Annotated in this window: 19 protein-coding genes and 1 pseudogene; 11 read left to right on the forward strand and 9 right to left on the reverse strand. The window is 35.8% G+C overall.

The window, feature by feature from the left end:
- Entirely contained in the window at window positions 1-1,359 is a 1,359-nt protein-coding gene (locus ATN92_RS04855) for an ABC transporter substrate-binding protein (RefSeq protein ID WP_056953331.1), read from the forward strand.
- Window positions 1,360-1,405: 46 nt separating this feature from the next.
- On the opposite strand, the gene ATN92_RS04860 is transcribed toward ATN92_RS04855, so the two are convergent.
- Entirely contained in the window at window positions 1,406-2,326 is a 921-nt protein-coding gene (locus tag ATN92_RS04860; protein ID WP_056953333.1) for a DMT family transporter, read from the reverse strand.
- A 131-nt stretch (window positions 2,327-2,457) separates the two neighbouring features.
- Here ATN92_RS04860 and ATN92_RS04865 point away from each other — a divergent pair, with 131 nt between their 5' ends.
- Complete coding sequence (locus tag ATN92_RS04865) at window positions 2,458-3,354, forward strand: ABC transporter ATP-binding protein (RefSeq protein WP_056953335.1); 897 nt, start codon at window positions 2,458-2,460, stop codon at window positions 3,352-3,354.
- A complete protein-coding gene (locus tag ATN92_RS04870; RefSeq protein WP_056953337.1) occupies window positions 3,347-4,567 on the forward strand; it encodes an ABC transporter permease in 1,221 nt (406 codons plus the stop codon). Before ATN92_RS04865 ends, ATN92_RS04870 begins: the two co-directional genes overlap by 8 nt.
- A 334-nt stretch (window positions 4,568-4,901) precedes the next feature.
- Here the strand turns inward: ATN92_RS04870 and ATN92_RS04875 are convergent, their stop codons facing one another.
- Window positions 4,902-5,621 carry an MIP/aquaporin family protein gene (locus ATN92_RS04875; RefSeq protein WP_025084767.1) on the reverse strand — a complete coding sequence of 240 codons (720 nt, stop codon included), beginning with the start codon at window positions 5,619-5,621 and terminating at the stop codon, window positions 4,902-4,904.
- A 329-nt stretch (window positions 5,622-5,950) separates the two neighbouring features.
- Between ATN92_RS04875 and ATN92_RS04880 the strand changes: the two genes are divergently transcribed.
- The 4 genes from ATN92_RS04880 (at window position 5,951) to ATN92_RS04895 (ending at window position 8,644) form a co-directional block, all read left to right on the forward strand.
- Window positions 5,951-6,895 carry a D-2-hydroxyacid dehydrogenase gene (locus tag ATN92_RS04880; protein ID WP_056953339.1) on the forward strand — a complete coding sequence of 315 codons (945 nt, stop codon included), beginning with the start codon at window positions 5,951-5,953 and terminating at the stop codon, window positions 6,893-6,895.
- 70 nt (window positions 6,896-6,965) lie between these two features.
- A complete protein-coding gene (locus tag ATN92_RS04885) occupies window positions 6,966-7,388 on the forward strand; it encodes a hypothetical protein (protein WP_056953341.1) in 423 nt (140 codons plus the stop codon).
- Between the two features lie 105 nt (window positions 7,389-7,493).
- Entirely contained in the window at window positions 7,494-7,631 is a 138-nt protein-coding gene (locus ATN92_RS04890) for a hypothetical protein (RefSeq protein WP_156638762.1), read from the forward strand.
- The gene (locus tag ATN92_RS04895) at window positions 7,583-8,644 is read left to right on the forward strand and encodes a hypothetical protein (RefSeq protein ID WP_158106785.1); all 1,062 of its coding nucleotides are present in this window, start codon (window positions 7,583-7,585) and stop codon (window positions 8,642-8,644) included. The genes ATN92_RS04890 and ATN92_RS04895 overlap by 49 nt, the downstream gene beginning before the upstream one ends.
- 16 nt (window positions 8,645-8,660) lie before the next feature.
- Here the strand turns inward: ATN92_RS04895 and ATN92_RS04900 are convergent, their stop codons facing one another.
- From ATN92_RS04900 to proB, 4 genes are all read right to left on the reverse strand, one after another.
- Complete coding sequence (locus ATN92_RS04900) at window positions 8,661-9,131, reverse strand: GNAT family N-acetyltransferase (RefSeq protein ID WP_056953346.1); 471 nt, start codon at window positions 9,129-9,131, stop codon at window positions 8,661-8,663.
- Window positions 9,112-10,359, reverse strand: coding sequence for a glutamate-5-semialdehyde dehydrogenase (locus ATN92_RS04905; protein WP_056953348.1), 1,248 nt, complete (start codon window positions 10,357-10,359; stop codon window positions 9,112-9,114). The genes ATN92_RS04900 and ATN92_RS04905 overlap by 20 nt, the downstream gene beginning before the upstream one ends.
- Before the next feature lie 184 nt (window positions 10,360-10,543).
- A complete protein-coding gene (locus ATN92_RS04910; protein WP_056953350.1) occupies window positions 10,544-10,969 on the reverse strand; it encodes a MarR family winged helix-turn-helix transcriptional regulator in 426 nt (141 codons plus the stop codon).
- Window positions 10,970-10,985: 16 nt separating this feature from the next.
- Window positions 10,986-11,798 (reverse strand): glutamate 5-kinase, encoded by an 813-nt coding sequence (gene proB / locus ATN92_RS04915; RefSeq protein WP_056953352.1) that lies wholly within the window; start codon window positions 11,796-11,798, stop codon window positions 10,986-10,988.
- A 102-nt stretch (window positions 11,799-11,900) separates the two neighbouring features.
- Between proB and ATN92_RS04920 the strand changes: the two genes are divergently transcribed.
- The 3 genes from ATN92_RS04920 (at window position 11,901) to ATN92_RS04930 (ending at window position 14,453) form a co-directional block, all read left to right on the forward strand.
- A complete protein-coding gene (locus ATN92_RS04920) occupies window positions 11,901-12,179 on the forward strand; it encodes a hypothetical protein (RefSeq protein ID WP_054643555.1) in 279 nt (92 codons plus the stop codon).
- 1,170 nt (window positions 12,180-13,349) lie between these two features.
- Entirely contained in the window at window positions 13,350-13,625 is a 276-nt protein-coding gene (locus ATN92_RS04925) for a hypothetical protein (protein ID WP_143444241.1), read from the forward strand.
- Between the two features lie 75 nt (window positions 13,626-13,700).
- Entirely contained in the window at window positions 13,701-14,453 is a 753-nt protein-coding gene (locus ATN92_RS04930; RefSeq protein ID WP_056953355.1) for an alpha/beta fold hydrolase, read from the forward strand.
- On the opposite strand, the pseudogene ATN92_RS04935 reads toward ATN92_RS04930, so the two are convergent.
- The 3 genes and pseudogenes from ATN92_RS04935 to ATN92_RS04945 all read right to left on the reverse strand — a co-directional run bounded on the left by ATN92_RS04935 (window position 14,441) and on the right by ATN92_RS04945 (window position 17,897).
- Window positions 14,441-15,828: pseudogene (locus ATN92_RS04935) on the reverse strand (MDR family MFS transporter). The gene ATN92_RS04930 and the pseudogene ATN92_RS04935 overlap by 13 nt on opposite strands.
- Window positions 15,828-16,253 carry a MarR family winged helix-turn-helix transcriptional regulator gene (locus ATN92_RS04940; protein ID WP_056953357.1) on the reverse strand — a complete coding sequence of 142 codons (426 nt, stop codon included), beginning with the start codon at window positions 16,251-16,253 and terminating at the stop codon, window positions 15,828-15,830. The pseudogene ATN92_RS04935 and the gene ATN92_RS04940 overlap by 1 nt, the downstream one beginning before the upstream one ends.
- 189 nt (window positions 16,254-16,442) lie before the next feature.
- Window positions 16,443-17,897 (reverse strand): AMP-binding protein, encoded by a 1,455-nt coding sequence (locus tag ATN92_RS04945; protein WP_056953359.1) that lies wholly within the window; start codon window positions 17,895-17,897, stop codon window positions 16,443-16,445.
- Window positions 17,898-18,010: 113 nt separating this feature from the next.
- Here ATN92_RS04945 and ATN92_RS04950 point away from each other — a divergent pair, with 113 nt between their 5' ends.
- A complete protein-coding gene (locus ATN92_RS04950) occupies window positions 18,011-18,379 on the forward strand; it encodes a PaaI family thioesterase (protein WP_054643558.1) in 369 nt (122 codons plus the stop codon).
- The last annotated feature ends 1 nt before the right edge of the window (window position 18,380 follow it).

Below are 18,380 nucleotides of genomic sequence, written 5' to 3' on the forward strand. Positions count from 1 at the left end.
ATGTCTAAGTATAAAAAAATAATCGTGTCTGTAACTGCTATATTGGGTATTATTTTGATAGGTTTCTTCGGTAAAAATGTTTTGGCTCAATCTAAGCCGCAAGATAATCGCACGCAAATTGTTTTCTGGCATGAAATGGGTGGTCCTGCCGAGAAGACTTTATTGAAACTGGTTAATGATTTCAATAAATCACAGAACAAATATCAAGTAATACCTAAGTATCAAGGCTCTTACGACACTGCAATTCAAAAGATTTTCCAAACTCATGGAACCAATACATCTCCAGCTGTTTTTCAATCTTCAAATGTTTCTACGGCTCAGGTTCTTCACAGTGGTTACACTACGCCAATTCAAAAGTTTGTTGATCAAGATCATTATGATCTAAGTAAGATTTCACCAGTTGCTCGAGCTTTTCACGCTCAGGGTGGTAAGCAACAAGCGATGCCTTTCAACACATCACAACCGGTACTTTACTATAATGCCTCACTATTAAAAAAGTATGGAATTACACTGCCGTCAGTTTCGCCTTCATATAGTGAAATCACTAAGATTGCTAAAGAACTTTATGAAAAATCCAATCATAAAGTTAAGGGAATGACGGTTCAAATTTATGGTTGGTTATTAGAAGAGGCAATTGCTAATTCCGGCGGAATGTTTGCTAATGAAAATGATGGACATACTGGAACGCCAACAAAAGTTAACATCAATACTCCTGAATCCGTTGAATTTTTCAAATGGATTCGTGAGAATATTAAGGATGGCGACTTTATAGATTACGGTTCCGGATCAATGGCAAGTACAAACCAAACTTCTGGCTTCTTGACCAATAAAGTAGGTATTTATATTCAATCATCAGCTAGCATGAGTCAATTGAATAAGAAAAATAAGAACAAATTGGGTATTACTTATTTCCCACATCCAGATGGGAAAAAAGCTAACGGTGTTTCCATTGGTGGAGCCGCACTTTGGATTTCTAATGATAAATCTGAAGCAATTCAAAAAGGTGCCTATGAATTCATCAAGTACACAGTTAGACCAGAAGTTCAGGCTGAATGGCAAAAATCAACTGGGTATATGGCTTTAAATAGAGACTCGCAAAAAACATCAATTTTGCAAAAATTCTATGCTAAACATCCAGAGGGTAAAATTCCGGGGCAACAATTAGATAGCACGGTTCCTAATTACGGTAACTCTGGAATCTTATTAGAAGGGATGCAGACAATTCGTAAGTTAGAAGAAGATGCAATGGAAAAGATTTACCGTGGTAGCGACATTGAACAAGTTTTAAATAGTGATGAAAAAGCTATTAATGATTTGGTTTATAGTCAAAATCGCGCCAATGGTTTAACAAAGAAATAAAAAAACACGTCGTCAATTCAAATAGAATTGGTGACGTGTTTTTGTTTTAATTATGATTTTTATAACGAAATTTTAGCCTAAAGAGATTAGGCGGTAGGGCTTGTAGGAAAGTGATACCTAGAATTAGTAAAGCACCAATTAATTCAGCACCACTTACCTTGGTATTCAACAATGTTACAGCTAAAACAGTCGCTGTCAAAGGTTCAAAAGCACTTAGCATCCCTGTAGTTGAAGGTGTTAAATAGTTGAGACTCTGTAAGTAAAATAAATACGAGAACATAGTTCCTCCGGTAACAATAAAGATAATGGAAATCCAAGCTGTACCAGTTAAAGTAGGAACGTTAGTTAGATCAGCAAAAGGTGCAAAGACGATACCACCCAACAACATAGACCAGCCGGTTACAATTCGAGCGTCAAAACGTTTCAACAATTCTCTTGGTAAAAGAGTATAAGAAGCTTGACTCAAACCGGCACAGACTCCCCAAAAGATTGCTGCTGGTGATAGCATCAATTGACCAATGTGGCCATGTGTTACTAGAAGAAAAGTTCCTAATAAGGCTAAAGCAATGGAAATAATATCGATTCGTCGAGGCCACTGTAATTTTCGTAAGGATAAATAGAGAATAATGAAAAGTGGTCCTAAGAATTGTAGAACCGTAGCAGTCGGTGCATTACCATATTTGATAGCCATGAAATAAGTATACTGAGCTGGAAGCATACCTAATAATCCAAAGGCCAATAATTGAATAACGTAGCGTGGTTTTTTCAAGATAGCGAATAATTCCTTAGAATCGGCGAAATAACACCAGATGACAAGCATCAAGCCAGCAAAAATTAAACGAATACCGACGATCCACTGTGTGGGGATGCTTTCTTCGGTGAAGAGATATTGAGCAATACTGCCAGAAAATCCCCATAGAACTGGCCCCATAATTGCGTAAAAGAATCCTTTTTGTTTGTCAGTCATATAAAATCCCCCAAGACACATGTTAATCCCTACTGTAACATAAGTATTTTCATAAGAAAGGTCTTGCTTAAACACAATATAGATAAAACTCTGTATAATTTAATTTAGTAACAGTACAAGGGGGAAAGCCAATGCTAAAGATAGATCATATTAGTAAACAATTCGGCGAGTTACAAGCTTTAAAGCAAGTAACTTTTGATGTTGCCGATGGTGAAATTTTAGGGTTGATCGGTCAAAATGGAGCTGGGAAGTCGACTACCTTTCATAGTATTTTGAACTTTCTGAATTACCAAGGTACTATTTCTTGGAATGATAAACCAATCACAGAGAGTGTTTTCGATGAAATTGGTTATCTTCCGGAAGAACGTAGTCTAATGCCAAAGTTGACGATTGAGCAACAAATTATTTACTTAGCTCGATTGAAGAATAAATCAGCTAAGGAGATTAGACCAGTAATCGATGACTGGTTGAAAAAGTTTGCGGTTAAAGGGACTAAAAAGGATAAGATTAAGGATTTATCTAAGGGTAATCAACAAAAAGTACAATTAATTTGTACTTTGATTCATGATCCTAAGTTAATTATTTTGGATGAACCATTTAGTGGTCTTGATCCTGTTAATTCTGATTTATTGAAACAAGCTATTCTGGACGCTAAAAAGCGTGGTGCATCGATTATCTTTTCCAGCCATGATATGGAAAATGTTGAAGAACTGTGCGATAAGTTAGTAATGTTGCGTAATGGAAAAGTCGTTTTGCATGGAACCGTCCAAGAAGTACGTGATTCCTTTGGAAAAACTAGAATTTACGTTACAACCGATAAAACTATCGATGAATTAGCCATGTTGCCACATGTGGTCGCTGCTAAACCATTAGAAAAACGCCGCTTTGTTCTTTATTTGGATGAAGAGTCTTCAGGTAAAGCTATTTTTGATGAAATAACTCAAGGCCAATATATCGAAGAATTCAGTCAACAAGCTCCAACTCTGAATGAGATCTTTAGAAGAAAGGCTGGTGAGAAAGATGAATAAGTTATGGATCGTAACTTTTGAAACCTTTTTGAGACAAGTTAAGTCATGGAGCTTCGTCATGTTGATTCTGGGACCATTTTTAATGTTAGGTATTACGATTGGTGCAGGGTATCTAGGAGCCGCTGGTGGGGCTGATAGTTCTAATGTAGCGGTTATCAGTTCACAGCCAACATTACGGAAGAGTTTTTTTAAAGAGAATTCAGATGACATTGATAAAAAGGTTACTGATGAAAAAGTAGCTACTAAGAAGATGAAGAAAGATAATTTAGCAGGTTATATTGTTTTAAAGGCCGACAATAAGTGTGTAACGGCCAAGTATGTGGGAACAACCTCATTAAGCTCATCAATGAAATCAAAAGTAAATTCTTTCTTAGTTCAGACTCAGCAACAATTGAATATGTCACGAGCAAAGTTGTCGGCTCAACAGTCACAAGCTTTACAGCAACAACCTAAATTAACAGAGCATATTCAAAAGAAGGCCGGAACCGCTAATTTGGGCAAAATCATATCCTTCTGGATCACAGTTATTATGGTCTACATGATTTTGATTACTTATACTAGCATTACAGCCCAAGAAATTGCTTCAGAAAAAGGTACTAAAGTTATGGAAATTATTTTTTCCAGTACAACCGCTTTGAAATATTTCTTAGGTAAGATTTTTGGTGTTTTGTTAGTCATTTTGACACAAATTTTAGTTTACTTAGTAGGTGGTTGGGGTGCGTACATCTTTGCCGAGAATTCATCGCTGACCAAGTCGTTTGTTAACGAGTATCAAACGTTGATTAATTCAGTTATGCATAATTTGTTAAGTGTTAACCTGATTTACCTATTATTAGGAGTAGTTATTTACACCATCTTAGCGGCCTTTTGTGGAGCTTTAGTTGCGAAAGTAGAAGACGCGTCGAAAGCAGCTCAACCGGTCATTATGTTGAATTTGGTGGCATTCTTCGTTACATTTCCATTCCAGAATAACGTGGATTCAATTGTTGTAAAAATTTTGTCTTACGTTCCATTCTTTTCATCATATTTCATGCCGCTACGTTTGATCAATAACAACGCTAGTACCATGGAAATAACGATTTCACTATTAATTCTCTTAGCAAGTATCATTTTGTTAGCAATGTATATTGGTAAAATTTATCAAGGCTTGATGTTGCAGACAGATGATTCTAGTTTTTGGAAGAGATTCAAACGGGGATTGTCATATAAATAGAAAAAGAGCTATAACTTCTGTTGCGAAGTTATAGCTCTTATTTTTGCTTTTATATTAATAACCATGGTTCTATGTTTTATAGTGGAAACGCGTTCCACAGGCCAGATTCCTGTGCTTTGCCTGACTTCACGAACTGTCTGCTACGCAGCCAATTCGCAAAGTCCTGCAAATGCTCAGAATCTAACCGGCTTGTTCCACGCTCTATTGAAATACGTTCCACAGGGACAACCTTTTCCGGTTTGCTACAGAAGTGAAATCATCCGCAAAGTTCAACGGATAATTCCACTTCTTAGGCAAATCCTCGGAGGCTAACCGTCCCTGTTACACGCTCTCTTTAGAAGAATGCTCCATATAACTTAACGGCACAAACCGCACCTAAGATTGGAGCAACAACTGGAACCCAGCTGTATTTCCATTGAGAAGAACCTTTTGGATTTAAAGGTAATAATGCATGCAATAGACGTGGTCCTAAGTCACGAGCTGGATTCAAGGCAGGTCCTGTTGGTCCACCAAATGAAACAACTAAACACATAACTAAGAATCCTAATCCGATAAAGTCGGCACGTGGATCAATGTGATCTGATGTCAAAGCAACGGCACCAAAGACTAAAATAAATGTTCCAATAAATTCGTTAATAAATCCGTTGATACGACTGTTTTCAGCATCGATAGTTGAGAATGTTCCCAAGATACTTTCGACGTTTTCAGTCTGATTGTAATAAGGTTTGTAGGCGGCAACGATCATCAATTGACCGAAGATGGCACCTAAGAATTGAGAAATGATATATGGACCGACTTCAGCCCATGGGAATTCTCCGTTGAAGGCAAGTGCCAATGTCATGGCCGGATTAATTTGTCCACCAGAGATGGGACCAAACATCATGGCTGGAATCATAACACCGATACCATAACCAAATCCAATCAAAATCCACCCACCGTGGAAACCTTTTGTTCCTTTTAATTCAACGTTGGCAACAGAACCGTTACCGAGGGCAACCATGATGGCTGTTCCGATAAATTCAGCGACACAACGTACTAACAACGTATAGTGCATAATAGATACTACCCCTAAATATAATTTAAATTTTCTCATTAGATTTATATTATAGTTAGTAAAACACGAATATTAAAATTCACTCAAAAATGGGTCAATCGTTTGTAATTCGCTCTAATTTGTCTTTCAAGAGTGCAAATTAACATAAAAAAATTGTCCCACCAATACGGGGCAACCATCACTAACACAAATAGTAAAATAAATCAAATAATGAGCAACGTGTAATATTGTATCATACATTCCGAATATTTTTTGACAAACAATTAAATATTGGGTAGTTTTTGCTATATAGTAGGAGCATAACCTAAAATTAAAAATGAGGTAGAAAGATGAAAGTTCTTAGTTTAGTTAATTTAACCAAAAAACAACGAGAGAAGATCGAATCAATTTCTAATATTGATTTACAAGTTGTATCTCCCAAACAGGTGACACCAGAAGATTTTGATGGTGTGGAAGTACTTTATGATTGGTCCAATACTTTGAAGGACGCCGTAGTTAAAAGCGATACTTTAAATTGGATTCAAGTTGTCCGTGCAGGTGTTGATGCACTGCCATTACCTGAATTAAATAGTAAAGGCGTTATTTTAACTAATGGATCAGGTGCTAATGCAATTAATATTGCGGAACAAACTTTGGCTTATATGTTAATGTTTGTTCGTCGCATGAATTTGACAGCAAGACATCAAGATGCAAGAGAGTGGAAGCATGATGAAGGTTATGACGAAGTTTATAACAAGACTGTCATGATTGTCGGTGTTGGTCATATTGGAACTCTGATTGCTAAATACGCCAAGGCTTTGGGTATGAAGACTATCGGTGTTCGTCACAGTGATAAACCAGCCGAATATATCGATGAAATGATTCCTATGTCAGAACTTTCTAACAGAATCAATGAAGTTCACTTTGTGATCAATGCCTTACCAGACACAGACGAAACTTTAGGTATCTTCAATAAAGATTTATTCGATGCTATGTCTAAGAAGGCTTATTACATTAATATTGGTCGTGGCAAGACAACTAATATGGATGATTTGGTTGAGGCTTTGAATGATGAAGCTATTGCTGGTGCTGCTTTGGATGTAACTACACCAGAGCCATTACCAAGTGACAGTCCACTTTGGGATATGAAGAACGTTATTATCACGCCACATGATGCAGGAATGAGCGTTCATTATGAAGAACGTGCCTTTGATATTTTCAAACGTAATCTTAAGTCATACGTTGAAAATGGTGAAGTTGTTGAAAATGTGGTCAATTACTCACTAGGTTATTAATATGTTTTCGTTTACAAAGTGAAAGTAACTTGAGAAATTCGACAGAAGTATTTAAAATTGAGTTAGATATATGAAAGGAAAAATAATGTTATCTAGTGACTATTTTATAGGATTCATGTCGATTTTCTTGTTTTGGCTCTTACTTTTACTTTTGGAAATAATTTTAAACATGAGGAACACGATAATAGAATTATCTTTCTTTTCTGATGAAAAACTAAGTACGTTAGATAGAAAACTAGATCAGCGCTTTGGAGCCCGATTTCAAGGACCCTTCGAATTTATTGAATTTTTGATTATCGGTTATATCGTCTATGCAGTGTTGACCGATTTGAGATTCCAAGGTTTTCAATTGGATGCATCATCATTTGGGCAGATTATCTTTTTATCCGTCATTGTTGTAGCTGTAATGGTGGGTGACATACTGTTGATTGCTAAGGATTTACATATCTATAAATTTATTAAGCACTCAGTTACGCTATCTAAGAAAAATTAAAAGTCCATAATTTTATGGGCTTTTTTGTTTGATTTTGTCTCAATGTCATATGGTGACACATTGATTTCATATAATTGCCCTAGATATTAAGTGGAGGGTTTAAATATGAAAGAAAATGTTGAATATACGGCTAGTACTATAGAGGATGCTGAGGCAGCCATGAATGAAGCTAAGTCATTTGAAAATGATCGAAGATGGGTAATTACAACTATGATTGGTCTTTTGATGACACTGAAAGATTGAATCAAATGCCCTTGAAAGAACTTGTAGGACACATGAAATCTCTAATTGGAGCCAAATTAGAATTGGAACAATTAGGCAAAGAATTTATTCAAGATGTCAATCAATATACAGAGTCGTTCAATCAAAAAGTAGATCAAATTGATGGTCGATATGAGGATTTTGCATATGTATGTCGTCATCCTAATGAAGAAGCATATTGTGCTAAGCATAATGGAATGTTGCCACAGACTAAACCGATTGATTATTTCCGAAGAACATTTTCTAATAGAGCTATTGTATTAGGTATTATTATGTGGATAATTCCAATTACACGTATTCTGGGAATACCTCTTTTAATTCTGGGAATTATTTTCCATTCTTTTGCCAAACGTGGATATAGAATTTCTCAACCGATTGCAAGTTTAAAAAATCATTTAATAGTTTCAAAAAAGAATAGCATCCTAAATGCTGATAAGAAATATTGTCAAGATCATGACTGCAGTGATACTACTTTGAAAGAAAAATTTAAATATGATTCAAGTTTGACACCAATTTATTCGGCTTTTACAGATCAAGTCAAGCTTGATAAAAACCAGGCAGAATATAAATTAAGTTATTATAGTGAAGTTATTCGACAAAACATTGTATATTTTCCTAAAACGGCGACTGATAATATGCATTACTTTTTTGAAATATATAAAACCCTATTAGAGGGAGTTCCCACTTGGGAAAAAGCCCTGAGATATGTGGGTCAAAATCAAAAAATTGAAGAAATGAAAGATACTCTTACTGATGCAATTAAAAATGCGACTTCAGAAATTACACAAGAAATTAGAAGTGCCACAAGTAAGGTAACATCAGAACTTAAGAAGAATAATGAAATGTTAAATAACGTAGCCCAAGAAACACATCGTCAAACCGATGCCATTAATTACTGGAATACTGTTCAAACTACTATGGAAGCATATCAAATTAGTGTTATGAACGAAACCAGAAAGAACACTGAAACTATAGCTGCACAATATCGTAACTAAAAAAAGGTACTTCCGTTCACGGAAGTACCTTTTTGAGTCTAATCATATCTTTTAAAACTAATTTATTTTCGATGATTGGTTCGGAATAGTTATCAACAAAAAAATTGTTATCAATGTTAACAACTCGAAAACCGCATTTTTGATAAAGGTAGAGTTGTGCAAAACTAGTGCTACCAGTTCCAATTTCAATTGTCTTGTAATTGTGTTTCTTAGCCCAATCACAAGTAAAGTTAATTAGATACTCGCCTAGACCATGATTACGATGTTTTCCATCCACAGCAATATTCACAATTTCCACTGTTTTTGGGTGAGTGTCTAACAGTAAAACCACGCCCAATAAATCTTTTCCACAGACTAATTCAAATTTATAGGCTCGTGGTAAATAGCTTTTAATTATTTCTTGAGACGGATCGGCCTCTAAAAATAGTTGCCTGTGTTTATCGGTGATTTGTTTGATAGGTTGAATTTTATTTTCTGATTTGTCCATCGCCTTGTACCAGATACTTTGTTGTTGTTAGTTCGTTGGCACCCATGGGACCTCTAGCGTGTAGCTTTTGAGTACTAATACCAATTTCAGCACCGAAACCGAATTGTTGCCCATCAGTGAAACGAGTTGAGGCGTTAGTGTAAACAACTGCGGCATCAATTTGTTTCATGAATTGGCGACTGCTACTATAGTTTTCGGTAATAATTGATTCGCTATGCTTAGTGTTGTATTTGTTGATGTGTTTGATAGCATCGTCAATTGAATCGACAATTTTAATGGCAATAATATAGTCGTCGTATTCGGTACCCCAATCTTCTTCAGTAGCAGGCACAATATCAGGTACGATAGCTTTAGATAAAGTGTCGCCACGGACTTCAACACTATTAGCTCTTAAAGCATCAAAAAGTTCAGGCAAAAATTGATTAGCAATGTCGCGATGTAAAATTACTTTTTCAGCGGCATTGCAAACGGAAGGGCGCTGAACTTTGGCATTGATGATAATCTTAAGAGCTTTGTCCAAATCGGCATCCTTATCAACATAGATATGGCAATTACCAGCACCGGTTTCAATAATCGGAACTTTAGCTTTGTCGACGACCATCTTGATAAATTTACCACTACCACGAGGAATCAAGACATCAATGTATTGGTTCAATTCCATCATTTTTTGAGCTGTTTCATGACTAACATCATCGATCAATTGAACAGCATCTTGGTTAATACCGACTTTTTGAAGGGCATGACGTAAAGTTTCTGAGAGAGCAATGTTGGAATTGATAGCTTCCTTACCACCACGCAAAATAACAGCATTACCGGCTTTAAAACATAAGCCGGCGGCATCAACGGTAACGTTAGGACGAGCTTCGTAAATCATTCCAATAACACCTAAGGGGACACGCTCTTGAGTAATGTCGAGCCCGCTAGTTGTTTGCCAGCCACGATCAACTTTGCCAATGGGGTCAGGTAGTTCGACAACTTGACGTAAGCCGTTAGCCATATCATTGATACGATCAGGTGTAAGCAACAAACGATCAAGCATCGCTTTTTTAGTACCGTTCTCCTTAGCTTTGTCATAGTCCTCTTTGTTAGCAGCGACAATTTCCTTAGTATTCAATACTAGACTGTCGGCCATAGTCAAAAGGGCTGTATTTTTTTCTTTGGAACCTAGTTGTCCTAATTCAAAGGCAGCATCTTGGGCTTTTTGGCCCATTTCTTCGAGATTAGTCATTATTTTCACTCCTAAAACGCTTTCTAATGTTTTAAGTATATCAGTTATTGGAAAAAGTAGTTACGCAAAAAAATAGTGGACCAATGTCCACTACTTTCTTGTCTAAGTAATTTTAATTTTTTTGCGTTGTGTTGTTGTCAACGTAATTAGTATTCTACTCTATTTTATGTGGCTGTCAACATATTTAACTGTTATTAATATTTTGACTAATCTTGCCAATCATTTCTAAGAAGAGACGTTGTTCCTCAGTACTTAAACCTTCAGTGGTACTTTTTTCAGCTTCCAAAAGAATAGCGTGTAGTTTTTTTGCCATTTCAGTACCACTGTTAGTTAAGCTAACGAGTGTTATACGTTTATCTTCTTTAGATTTAGAAGTTGTTACCAAGCCAGCTTTAGTCATACGGTTGATTGATTTGGCAATAGTTGAGTGGTCGACACATAAAGTAGTGACTAATTTATTTTGTGAAACATTATTATTTTTGAATAATTCCAGTAGAATCATATCCTGACCAGGGTAGAGTCCCAAAGGTCGAATTCTTTTAGTAGCGAGATTCTTGTAACTAGTAATCAAAGTAACGATAGCTTTGGCAATAGGGTATTCGTTGTTCATATTTTCCTCCTGTAGGTCATTGAATGTTTTTGGAGAAGAGAGTCCCAACTGCATCGCCGGAAAGAATATTGAAAATAACATCAGGATTTTTACCATTTGTAAGAACCATCTGTTGATTATGTTTCAAAATTAATTCTGCGGCTTTTAGTTTAGTTGTCATACCACCAGTTCCATATTTAGTTCCGTGACCACCAGCAGCGGCAATAATATCAGGATTGATTTTGTTGATACTGTCGATTAAATGAGCATCAGGAACTTTGAGTGGATTAGCTGAATAGAAACCATCAATATCTGATAACATGATTAATAAATCAGCATCGACTAAATTAGTTACGATAGCCGACAATTGGTCGTTATCACCAAATTTAGTGTGATGATCCAATTCAGAAACAGTTACAGTATCATTTTCGTTGACGATAGGGATGGCATTGTCCATTGACATCAATTCTTGGAAACTGTTCATCACATTAGTATGACTTTCGGGATAATCGATTATATCACGAGTAATCAACATTTGGGCGACTGACATTCCATATTCGTGAAAGGCTTCATTGTAAATCTGCATCAATTCTGCTTGTCCAACAGCGGCAACAGCTTGTTGTTTGGAAATTTTGATAGGACGCTTATCGATTCCCAGTACCCCCATACCGACACCAATAGCTCCAGATGAAACAAGAACGACATCTTTACCATCTTTTTTTAAAGTGCTAAGTACATGAGCTAGTTCTTTAATAACTTCTAAGTTGATTTTGCTGTTTTGACGAATCAGAGTACTAGTACCAACTTTGACTACGATTCGATCACCATAAATTTGGCGCTTATTTTGCATTTTTTCCATCCTCTAAAAATAATTGATTAAGTTTGTTGACTATTTAACACTAATATTATTATGCTAAGGCAAGAAGTGAAATAAGAAAAGGGTGTATTTAAATTGTATAAAGTATTAATCGTGCTTCACGAAGGCGACGACTATATCCGCATGAATAAAGTTTACATTGAAAGTATGCCCGTTGCTGGACAATATATCATTCATACAGATGGTTTGGCCTATTATGTAGAAGAAGTAACCACCTTTGTTGGTTATGTAAGTAGTAAGGGCGCTATTGCAATAGTAGTTGTTCATCCAGCTCCTAAGGATTCAGCTGTTAATAAGTTATATGGTGTAGATATTGAACGGGATTTGGATGATCCTGAATATAATAAAAATTAAATAGTATTTTAAGGGTGAGTTTAAGATGCCGCCCTCCACAAAAATCGGGAATGCATTGGAACGCTATGGGCACGGCTTGAAGCTAATTATTTCACACTTCGTGCAAAATAATGGATCTTCAAGTCCGGCCTTATTGTAAACGGCAAAGCCGTTAACAATAATCTCATAGCTGAATGCATTTCCGATTTTTGTTTCGGGCTAGATCCTATTCTTATTATTTATTTCGGGGTAAATAATAAATAGCTATTCGTTAGATGAATTAAAAGCAGTATCTATTTTATGGGATTAGTACACTTAAGTGTATTGAAAACTATGAATAAATACTGCTATTTTTTATCAGTTATTTCAAAAATTTAGAAAAGAAACAATACATAGAATACGTTTACTAGTCTGGAGTAACAAATCCAATTGGTCTCAGCTGTGAAATTGTCCTTAGTGGGTTTCCCACTTAGGACAAGACCAGTATTTGAGATAATTGTGAACTTCAATTAGCTCAAATCTGTGTCCACAGCGTTCCAGACCAATTGGATTTGTTGCGGAAGACGGCATATTTCACATAAAATTAATAAGAAAAACGTAATTTACAAATGTAGGCTTGCAATTTCTTGGTTTTAGTTTTAAATAGAAGCTGATAAGTCTATATTTGTAAACTTTATTTTCGAGAATTGGTATTAACCAATGTTCATGCGCTTTAGAGCAAAAAAAATAAAGGCCTACCACTAGCCTTTATTTTTGCGAGAAATTTAAACCAGAGCCTACCACTAACCCTGATTCCTAAGCAGTTGAGAAGGAGTACTACTCTAAAAGGATAACAATGAAACATTGTTAGGTTAATACATCTCGCCTATATAACCAAATTAATTATAAGTCTGATATAAATTTATTTCTACAATTCAGGAAAATAATTTGAGCAAAAAAACAAGATTTTAAAAAGATTCATAAATTAAATACACTATTTTGTTGTATTTGATGACATCAATGACAGAGGATACATTGAATGTCATACTCTAAGTACGTGTAGAATACTGATATTATATAACTTGTTCAGAAAAGTATAAGTATTTTATATAAAACTGGAAGCACATCAGTGACATTGTGATACATAATGGACATTGATAAAGAGAGATTATTGCATATTGAGGATATCTTATAGAGAAGGGTGGTATGACTTTGAAAGAAGTACGCATTTCTAGCGTGGAACGTGATAACTTTATTCGATCAGTAGAGGAGTCTGTTGGATCTTTTAACTTGGGTCGTGAAGGATCATTAATAAGACTAGTGTTCAAGCACCTAGAATTACTAGAGTATAATGACAGTTTGGAAGACGAGTTAAATAACTTTCGACGTGATTTGATTGAATATGATATCAACACGGGTCATCGTCACAATCGTGATGTAGAGGAATTATTATTCAAAATTAAAAATCGTAATTTACCGTATATATAATATAAAGTAGGAATATTCTGTATTCCTACTTTTTTTGTGCTTGATGCGATAATATTATGGTCATGAGGTGTGAAAATGCTAAAAATAATTCCTAGATCTATCCAAGATGTGCCAACATTAGAAGTCATACAAGAAGAACTAATTAATGAACCTTTGCCACTAGTAGTTTTTTATCACGGTTGGCGTTCAGCCAAAGAACAAGTTTTGACACAGGCCAGAAAATTAGCGCAGAAAAATATTCGAGTTGTTTTACCTGATGCACCTAATCATGGAGAACGTCATGCGGATGTTTCCTCGGTACCTTCAGTGACTTTCTGGAACAGTATTCAAGGCAATCTCAGTGAATTCTCGCTAATTTGCCAGTACTATCAAAAAAGTGATTTGATAAAAGATCAAAAGATCGGTGTTGGTGGTTACTCGATGGGCGGTATCACTACGGCGGCTTTATTGACGCAACATCCAGAAATCACCGCTGCTACAGTAATCATGGGCACACCTAATTTAAAAGGTTATGCTCAATTGATTATTGATGATGCCCAAAAACGTAATTTATATATGCCAGCTGATTTTGATAAATTGGTAGCTTGGATCGGTAATTACGATCTCAATAGTCGGCCTGAAAAAATCAATCGCCGTCCAGTCTTATTTTGGCATGGGACTAAAGATCCACGAATTCCATATCGGATGTCAAAAGATTTCTTCGATAATTTGCAAGGAAAAACTTATGGTGAGCAAGTAGCCTTTATTACTGGGTACAGAGCAGGGCATTTAGTGGAACCAAGATTGATGGATAAGATTGCTAATTTTTTTGAGTACTATTTAGAGTGATTTGCTTTAGGAACGAAGATAAATAGGATACCAAGATTGATTAGTCCTAAGATGACTAAAACGATAAATGCATGTTGAGTACCAATGGCAGTTGATGTTGCAGTACTCAAATGAGTGTTATTTTGACTTTGAGCGATAATGGCGGAAACAATTGAAGTACCAGTAGCTCCAGCAAACTGTTGTAAGGTGTTGAATAAGGCGTTACCGTCAGCTTGATCGTTGTTGGAAAGATATTTGAGACCGTCAGTCATAATGTTACCGAACGACATACCCATACCTAACATGTAGATAATGTAGAACCAAATAATCATTGTGTTACTTAACTTCAGACTGAAAATTGTAAAGATAATCAATGAAATATTAGCCAGAGTTACACCGGATAAAATTGGAATTCTGGCGCCAACCTCGTCCAAAATTTTTCCACCTAAAGGAGCTAAAATAGCGCCGACAACTCCGGCAGGTAAAACGGCTAAACCGGCAACGGTGGCGTTATTACCGTTAACCAACTGAATATAGTTTGGCAGTATAAAGGCAAAACCTAGAGACAAGATCTGAAATAGGAAGAACTGAATAGGTGACCACTAAAAATGTGATTTTTGAGGACACCTAAATTCAACAATGGTTCACTAAGACTGTTGGAGCGAAGGATGAACCAAATTAAACCGATAATTCCAATAACAAAGGCTAAGATAACAGTTAAATTCATTTGGCTCATGTTACTGAAACCAAAGATAAGGCCAGTAAAAGTTAGAATCAAAGCAATTAAACTCGGCAAATCAAATTTAGACTTTTGCAAAGGACTCTTTTGATTAATGTTTTTAATACCTAAAAAGAAAGAAATAATTAATACTGGTAGTAAGATGACAAAAATATAACGCCAACCGAATGAACTGACGACTAGGCCACCGAAAGTAGGACCAATAGCGGGAGCTACAGCTGTGATTAAGGTACCTAAGCCCATCATCAGACCGATTTTACTTTCGGGAACATTTTCTAAAATGATATTGAACATTAAGGGTAAAGCAATTCCTGTTCCTAATCCTTGAATAACACGTCCTAAAAGAAGTGCAGGGAAGATAGGGGCTATGGCGTCAATTAAAACCCCAAGAATGAAGAAGAGGTTTGCATAGATAAATAAAGTTTTAGTTTTAAAATTGCGTTTAAAAAATGAAGATAAGGGAACGATGATGGCAACGACTAACAGATAGATGGTAGTCATCCATTGAACAGTTGAAGTGTTGATGTTGAATTCTTTCATCAAAGTAGGGAAGGCTATGTTCATTGAAGTTTCAACGATAACCCCACAAAATGACATTAGCCCTGCCGCAATGACTGCCAGCAGAACTTTTAGTGGTATCTTTTCTTGATTTTCCATTATTTTTCCTCCTGAAAAGCTTGGAATTTAAGAAATTTCTCAACAATGGTTAATTCCTCAGTAGTAAAATTTTTCTCTAATATTTGCTGTTGATGAATCATGTAGTCACTGATTTTCCTTTCGAGTGCATGTGCTTTGTCAGTTAGATAGACTGATTTTTGGCGAGCATCTTGAGTTGAAGGTTTTCGATAAATCAAATCTTTTTTTTCCATTCGTTGTAAGGCAATCGTGGCCGTTGAACGTTGGATAAAGAATTCTTCCTCTATATCGCGTTGAAATAGTTCTCTGTCTTTATTGTGACTGAGAAAGTCAATGATCGACATTTGAACCCAAGTCATATCGTAGTCTTTGGCAAAAGCATCGAAGCGTCGGGACAATTGAGTGGATGCAATTTTTAGTAATGTATTGGTATTTTTTGACGTCATAAGTTAACCTCTTTAAAATAAATGTTAGATGTCTAACGATTAATTATCTTACTACGATGTTTTTTTGAATGCAATATGAAAAATGCCATCTTACACAACAAGTACGATTGGTCTCGAACGAATACTATTAAGAAAAAATCCTGTTAGGCTTATGTATAATCGGCCTTAACAGGATTTTGTTATTAATTTCTATAAAATTTTATACTTCATTTCGAATAGCTTAGTATGTAAAATCTTTCCACTGGTAGTCTTAGGAATTTTCTCGACTAAACGGAATTCAGTTGGGACTTGATAGTCGATTAAATTGTGACGACCAAATTCTTCCAGGGTAGCACCACTGAGATAGGCGTTCTGCTTTAATTCGATGTAGGCTACTGGGACTTGGTTTTCTAAATTATTATCAATTCCGACGATACAAATATCGACAATACCGTTGATACTGCGATAAATATTTTCAATTTCACGTGGATAAATAATTTTGTTACCACGATAGATCAATTCCGACTTGCGACCCTTGAGGTAAAGAAAATTGTCTTCGTCCAAATAACCCATATCGCCAGTTTTGAAGAAGCCATCTTTGGTGAAACGTGATTGGTATAGTTGACGTTTATTCAAATAACCAATAGCAATAGTGGGTGATTTAACCTCAATACAGCCGATATTATCTTGATTGATATCGGTAATTCTTATTTGTTCCGTGAAAAATGGTTGTCCACAGGATCCAGTTTTAGCCTCAGCATCGTTGAAACTTAAGGCGGCAATATTAGAAGTGGTGTCAGTCATGCCATATGATTGCAATACGGGGATGTCGAGCATGTTACAACGCAAGATAGTCCAGTTATCGACTAAACCATAACCTAGGAAAACACAACGGAATTTAGAATTGTAGCTTTTGCCTTTGGGTAAAGTGTTTAACAAATCTCGCAACATTGGTGGCGTAAGTGAGATTATTGTGGCTCTTTCATTGATAAGAACTTTATTTATCTGACTAATATCAAAACCATCAATTAAATAAACGCCAATACCATAAATCAATGAACGCATAATGATTGAAAAACCGGGAGCATTGAAAATTGGTAGTGTTAGAACCCAAATATCTTGTTTGGTAATGCCTAAACTCAAAGAAGTTCCCATAGCAGAGAAGAAAAAATTGCCATAAGTCAGCATAACACCGATATCATTGTTATCATTAGGAGTATAGAGAATAACAGCAACCTGATTATCGTCGAATTCGGAAACCGGCGTGTAGTCAGCACTTTTGTTAAGGCTCAAAATATCGGACATTAAGGTCTGTGACCAGTCCACTTTGGTAATCTCTTCTGTGGAAGCAGAGTCACTGATCAGGATAGTTTTGGGCTTGCAATCGTGAATTTGATAATTCAATGAATCAAAGGAAAGCTCGGTATCAAGCATGATTGTCCGTGCACCTAATTGTTGAAGTGCTAGAATGGCAACGTAACCGTTGAAACAATTATCGGAAAATAATGCTACGGGATCATTTTTGCGAATTCCGCTGGTAAATAATTTGCTAGCAAATAATTGAACACACACATTTAGTTCTTTGAAGGTGAAATCCGCATGTTCTAGGATTAAAGCCACCTTATCTGGATCTAATTTTGCACGTTTGACTAACCAATTTTCCAAAATGTGACCTCTTTTCCTTTAGTAATTTGATATTATTAAAATTGCTATAACTTGATTGTAAAACATTTGAAGAATAAAATTTTAACTAATTATGAAAAAAATTGAGGTAAAAAATGAGTTTGCTAAATGATTTGGGAATTGAAGTAGTTGAAGAAGGAAAACATAAAGTGGTTTTGCAGATGGATATCAACGACGAACATCTACAAATGGAAGAAAAAAAGGCTGGCAGTATCAATGCTATGTTGTCAGAAACGGCTGCTAGTATTGGGGCTAATTTGAATATGGAAAACAATGATACGGCTGCTATTTTGAGTGTATCGCTTCATAACCTCAATTCATTGAAAATCGGCAAAATTCAAGTAGAAGCAATCTCAATTAGAAATGGTAGTAATATTCAAACGTGGCAAGCCACGATTCATTATGACAACAGCGCTATTACAAATAGTTTGAGTACTATTACCTTAAAAAAAATCCAGATCTAAC

It is taken from the genome of Companilactobacillus bobalius, assembly GCF_009764355.1.

Bases quoted from the DNA above. Each gene is read 5' to 3' on its own strand.
- ATN92_RS04885 (WP_056953341.1), top strand. From the start codon at position 6,966: ATGAAAGGAAAAATAATGTTATCTAGTGACTATTTTATAGGATTCATG.
- ATN92_RS04855 (WP_056953331.1), top strand. From the start codon at position 1: ATGTCTAAGTATAAAAAAATAATCGTGTCTGTAACTGCTATATTGGGT.
- ATN92_RS04870 (WP_056953337.1), top strand. From the start codon at position 3,347: ATGAATAAGTTATGGATCGTAACTTTTGAAACCTTTTTGAGACAAGTT.
- proB (WP_056953352.1), bottom strand. From the start codon at position 11,798: ATGCAAAATAAGCGCCAAATTTATGGTGATCGAATCGTAGTCAAAGTT.
- ATN92_RS04890 (WP_156638762.1), top strand. From the start codon at position 7,494: ATGAAAGAAAATGTTGAATATACGGCTAGTACTATAGAGGATGCTGAG.
- ATN92_RS04910 (WP_056953350.1), bottom strand. From the start codon at position 10,969: ATGAACAACGAATACCCTATTGCCAAAGCTATCGTTACTTTGATTACT.
- ATN92_RS04900 (WP_056953346.1), bottom strand. From the start codon at position 9,131: ATGGACAAATCAGAAAATAAAATTCAACCTATCAAACAAATCACCGAT.
- ATN92_RS04930 (WP_056953355.1), top strand. From the start codon at position 13,701: ATGCTAAAAATAATTCCTAGATCTATCCAAGATGTGCCAACATTAGAA.
- ATN92_RS04905 (WP_056953348.1), bottom strand. From the start codon at position 10,359: ATGACTAATCTCGAAGAAATGGGCCAAAAAGCCCAAGATGCTGCCTTT.
- ATN92_RS04880 (WP_056953339.1), top strand. From the start codon at position 5,951: ATGAAAGTTCTTAGTTTAGTTAATTTAACCAAAAAACAACGAGAGAAG.
- ATN92_RS04860 (WP_056953333.1), bottom strand. From the start codon at position 2,326: ATGACTGACAAACAAAAAGGATTCTTTTACGCAATTATGGGGCCAGTT.
- ATN92_RS04895 (WP_158106785.1), top strand. From the start codon at position 7,583: ATGGGTAATTACAACTATGATTGGTCTTTTGATGACACTGAAAGATTG.
- ATN92_RS04950 (WP_054643558.1), top strand. From the start codon at position 18,011: ATGAGTTTGCTAAATGATTTGGGAATTGAAGTAGTTGAAGAAGGAAAA.
- ATN92_RS04875 (WP_025084767.1), bottom strand. From the start codon at position 5,621: ATGCACTATACGTTGTTAGTACGTTGTGTCGCTGAATTTATCGGAACA.
- ATN92_RS04940 (WP_056953357.1), bottom strand. From the start codon at position 16,253: ATGACGTCAAAAAATACCAATACATTACTAAAAATTGCATCCACTCAA.
- ATN92_RS04865 (WP_056953335.1), top strand. From the start codon at position 2,458: ATGCTAAAGATAGATCATATTAGTAAACAATTCGGCGAGTTACAAGCT.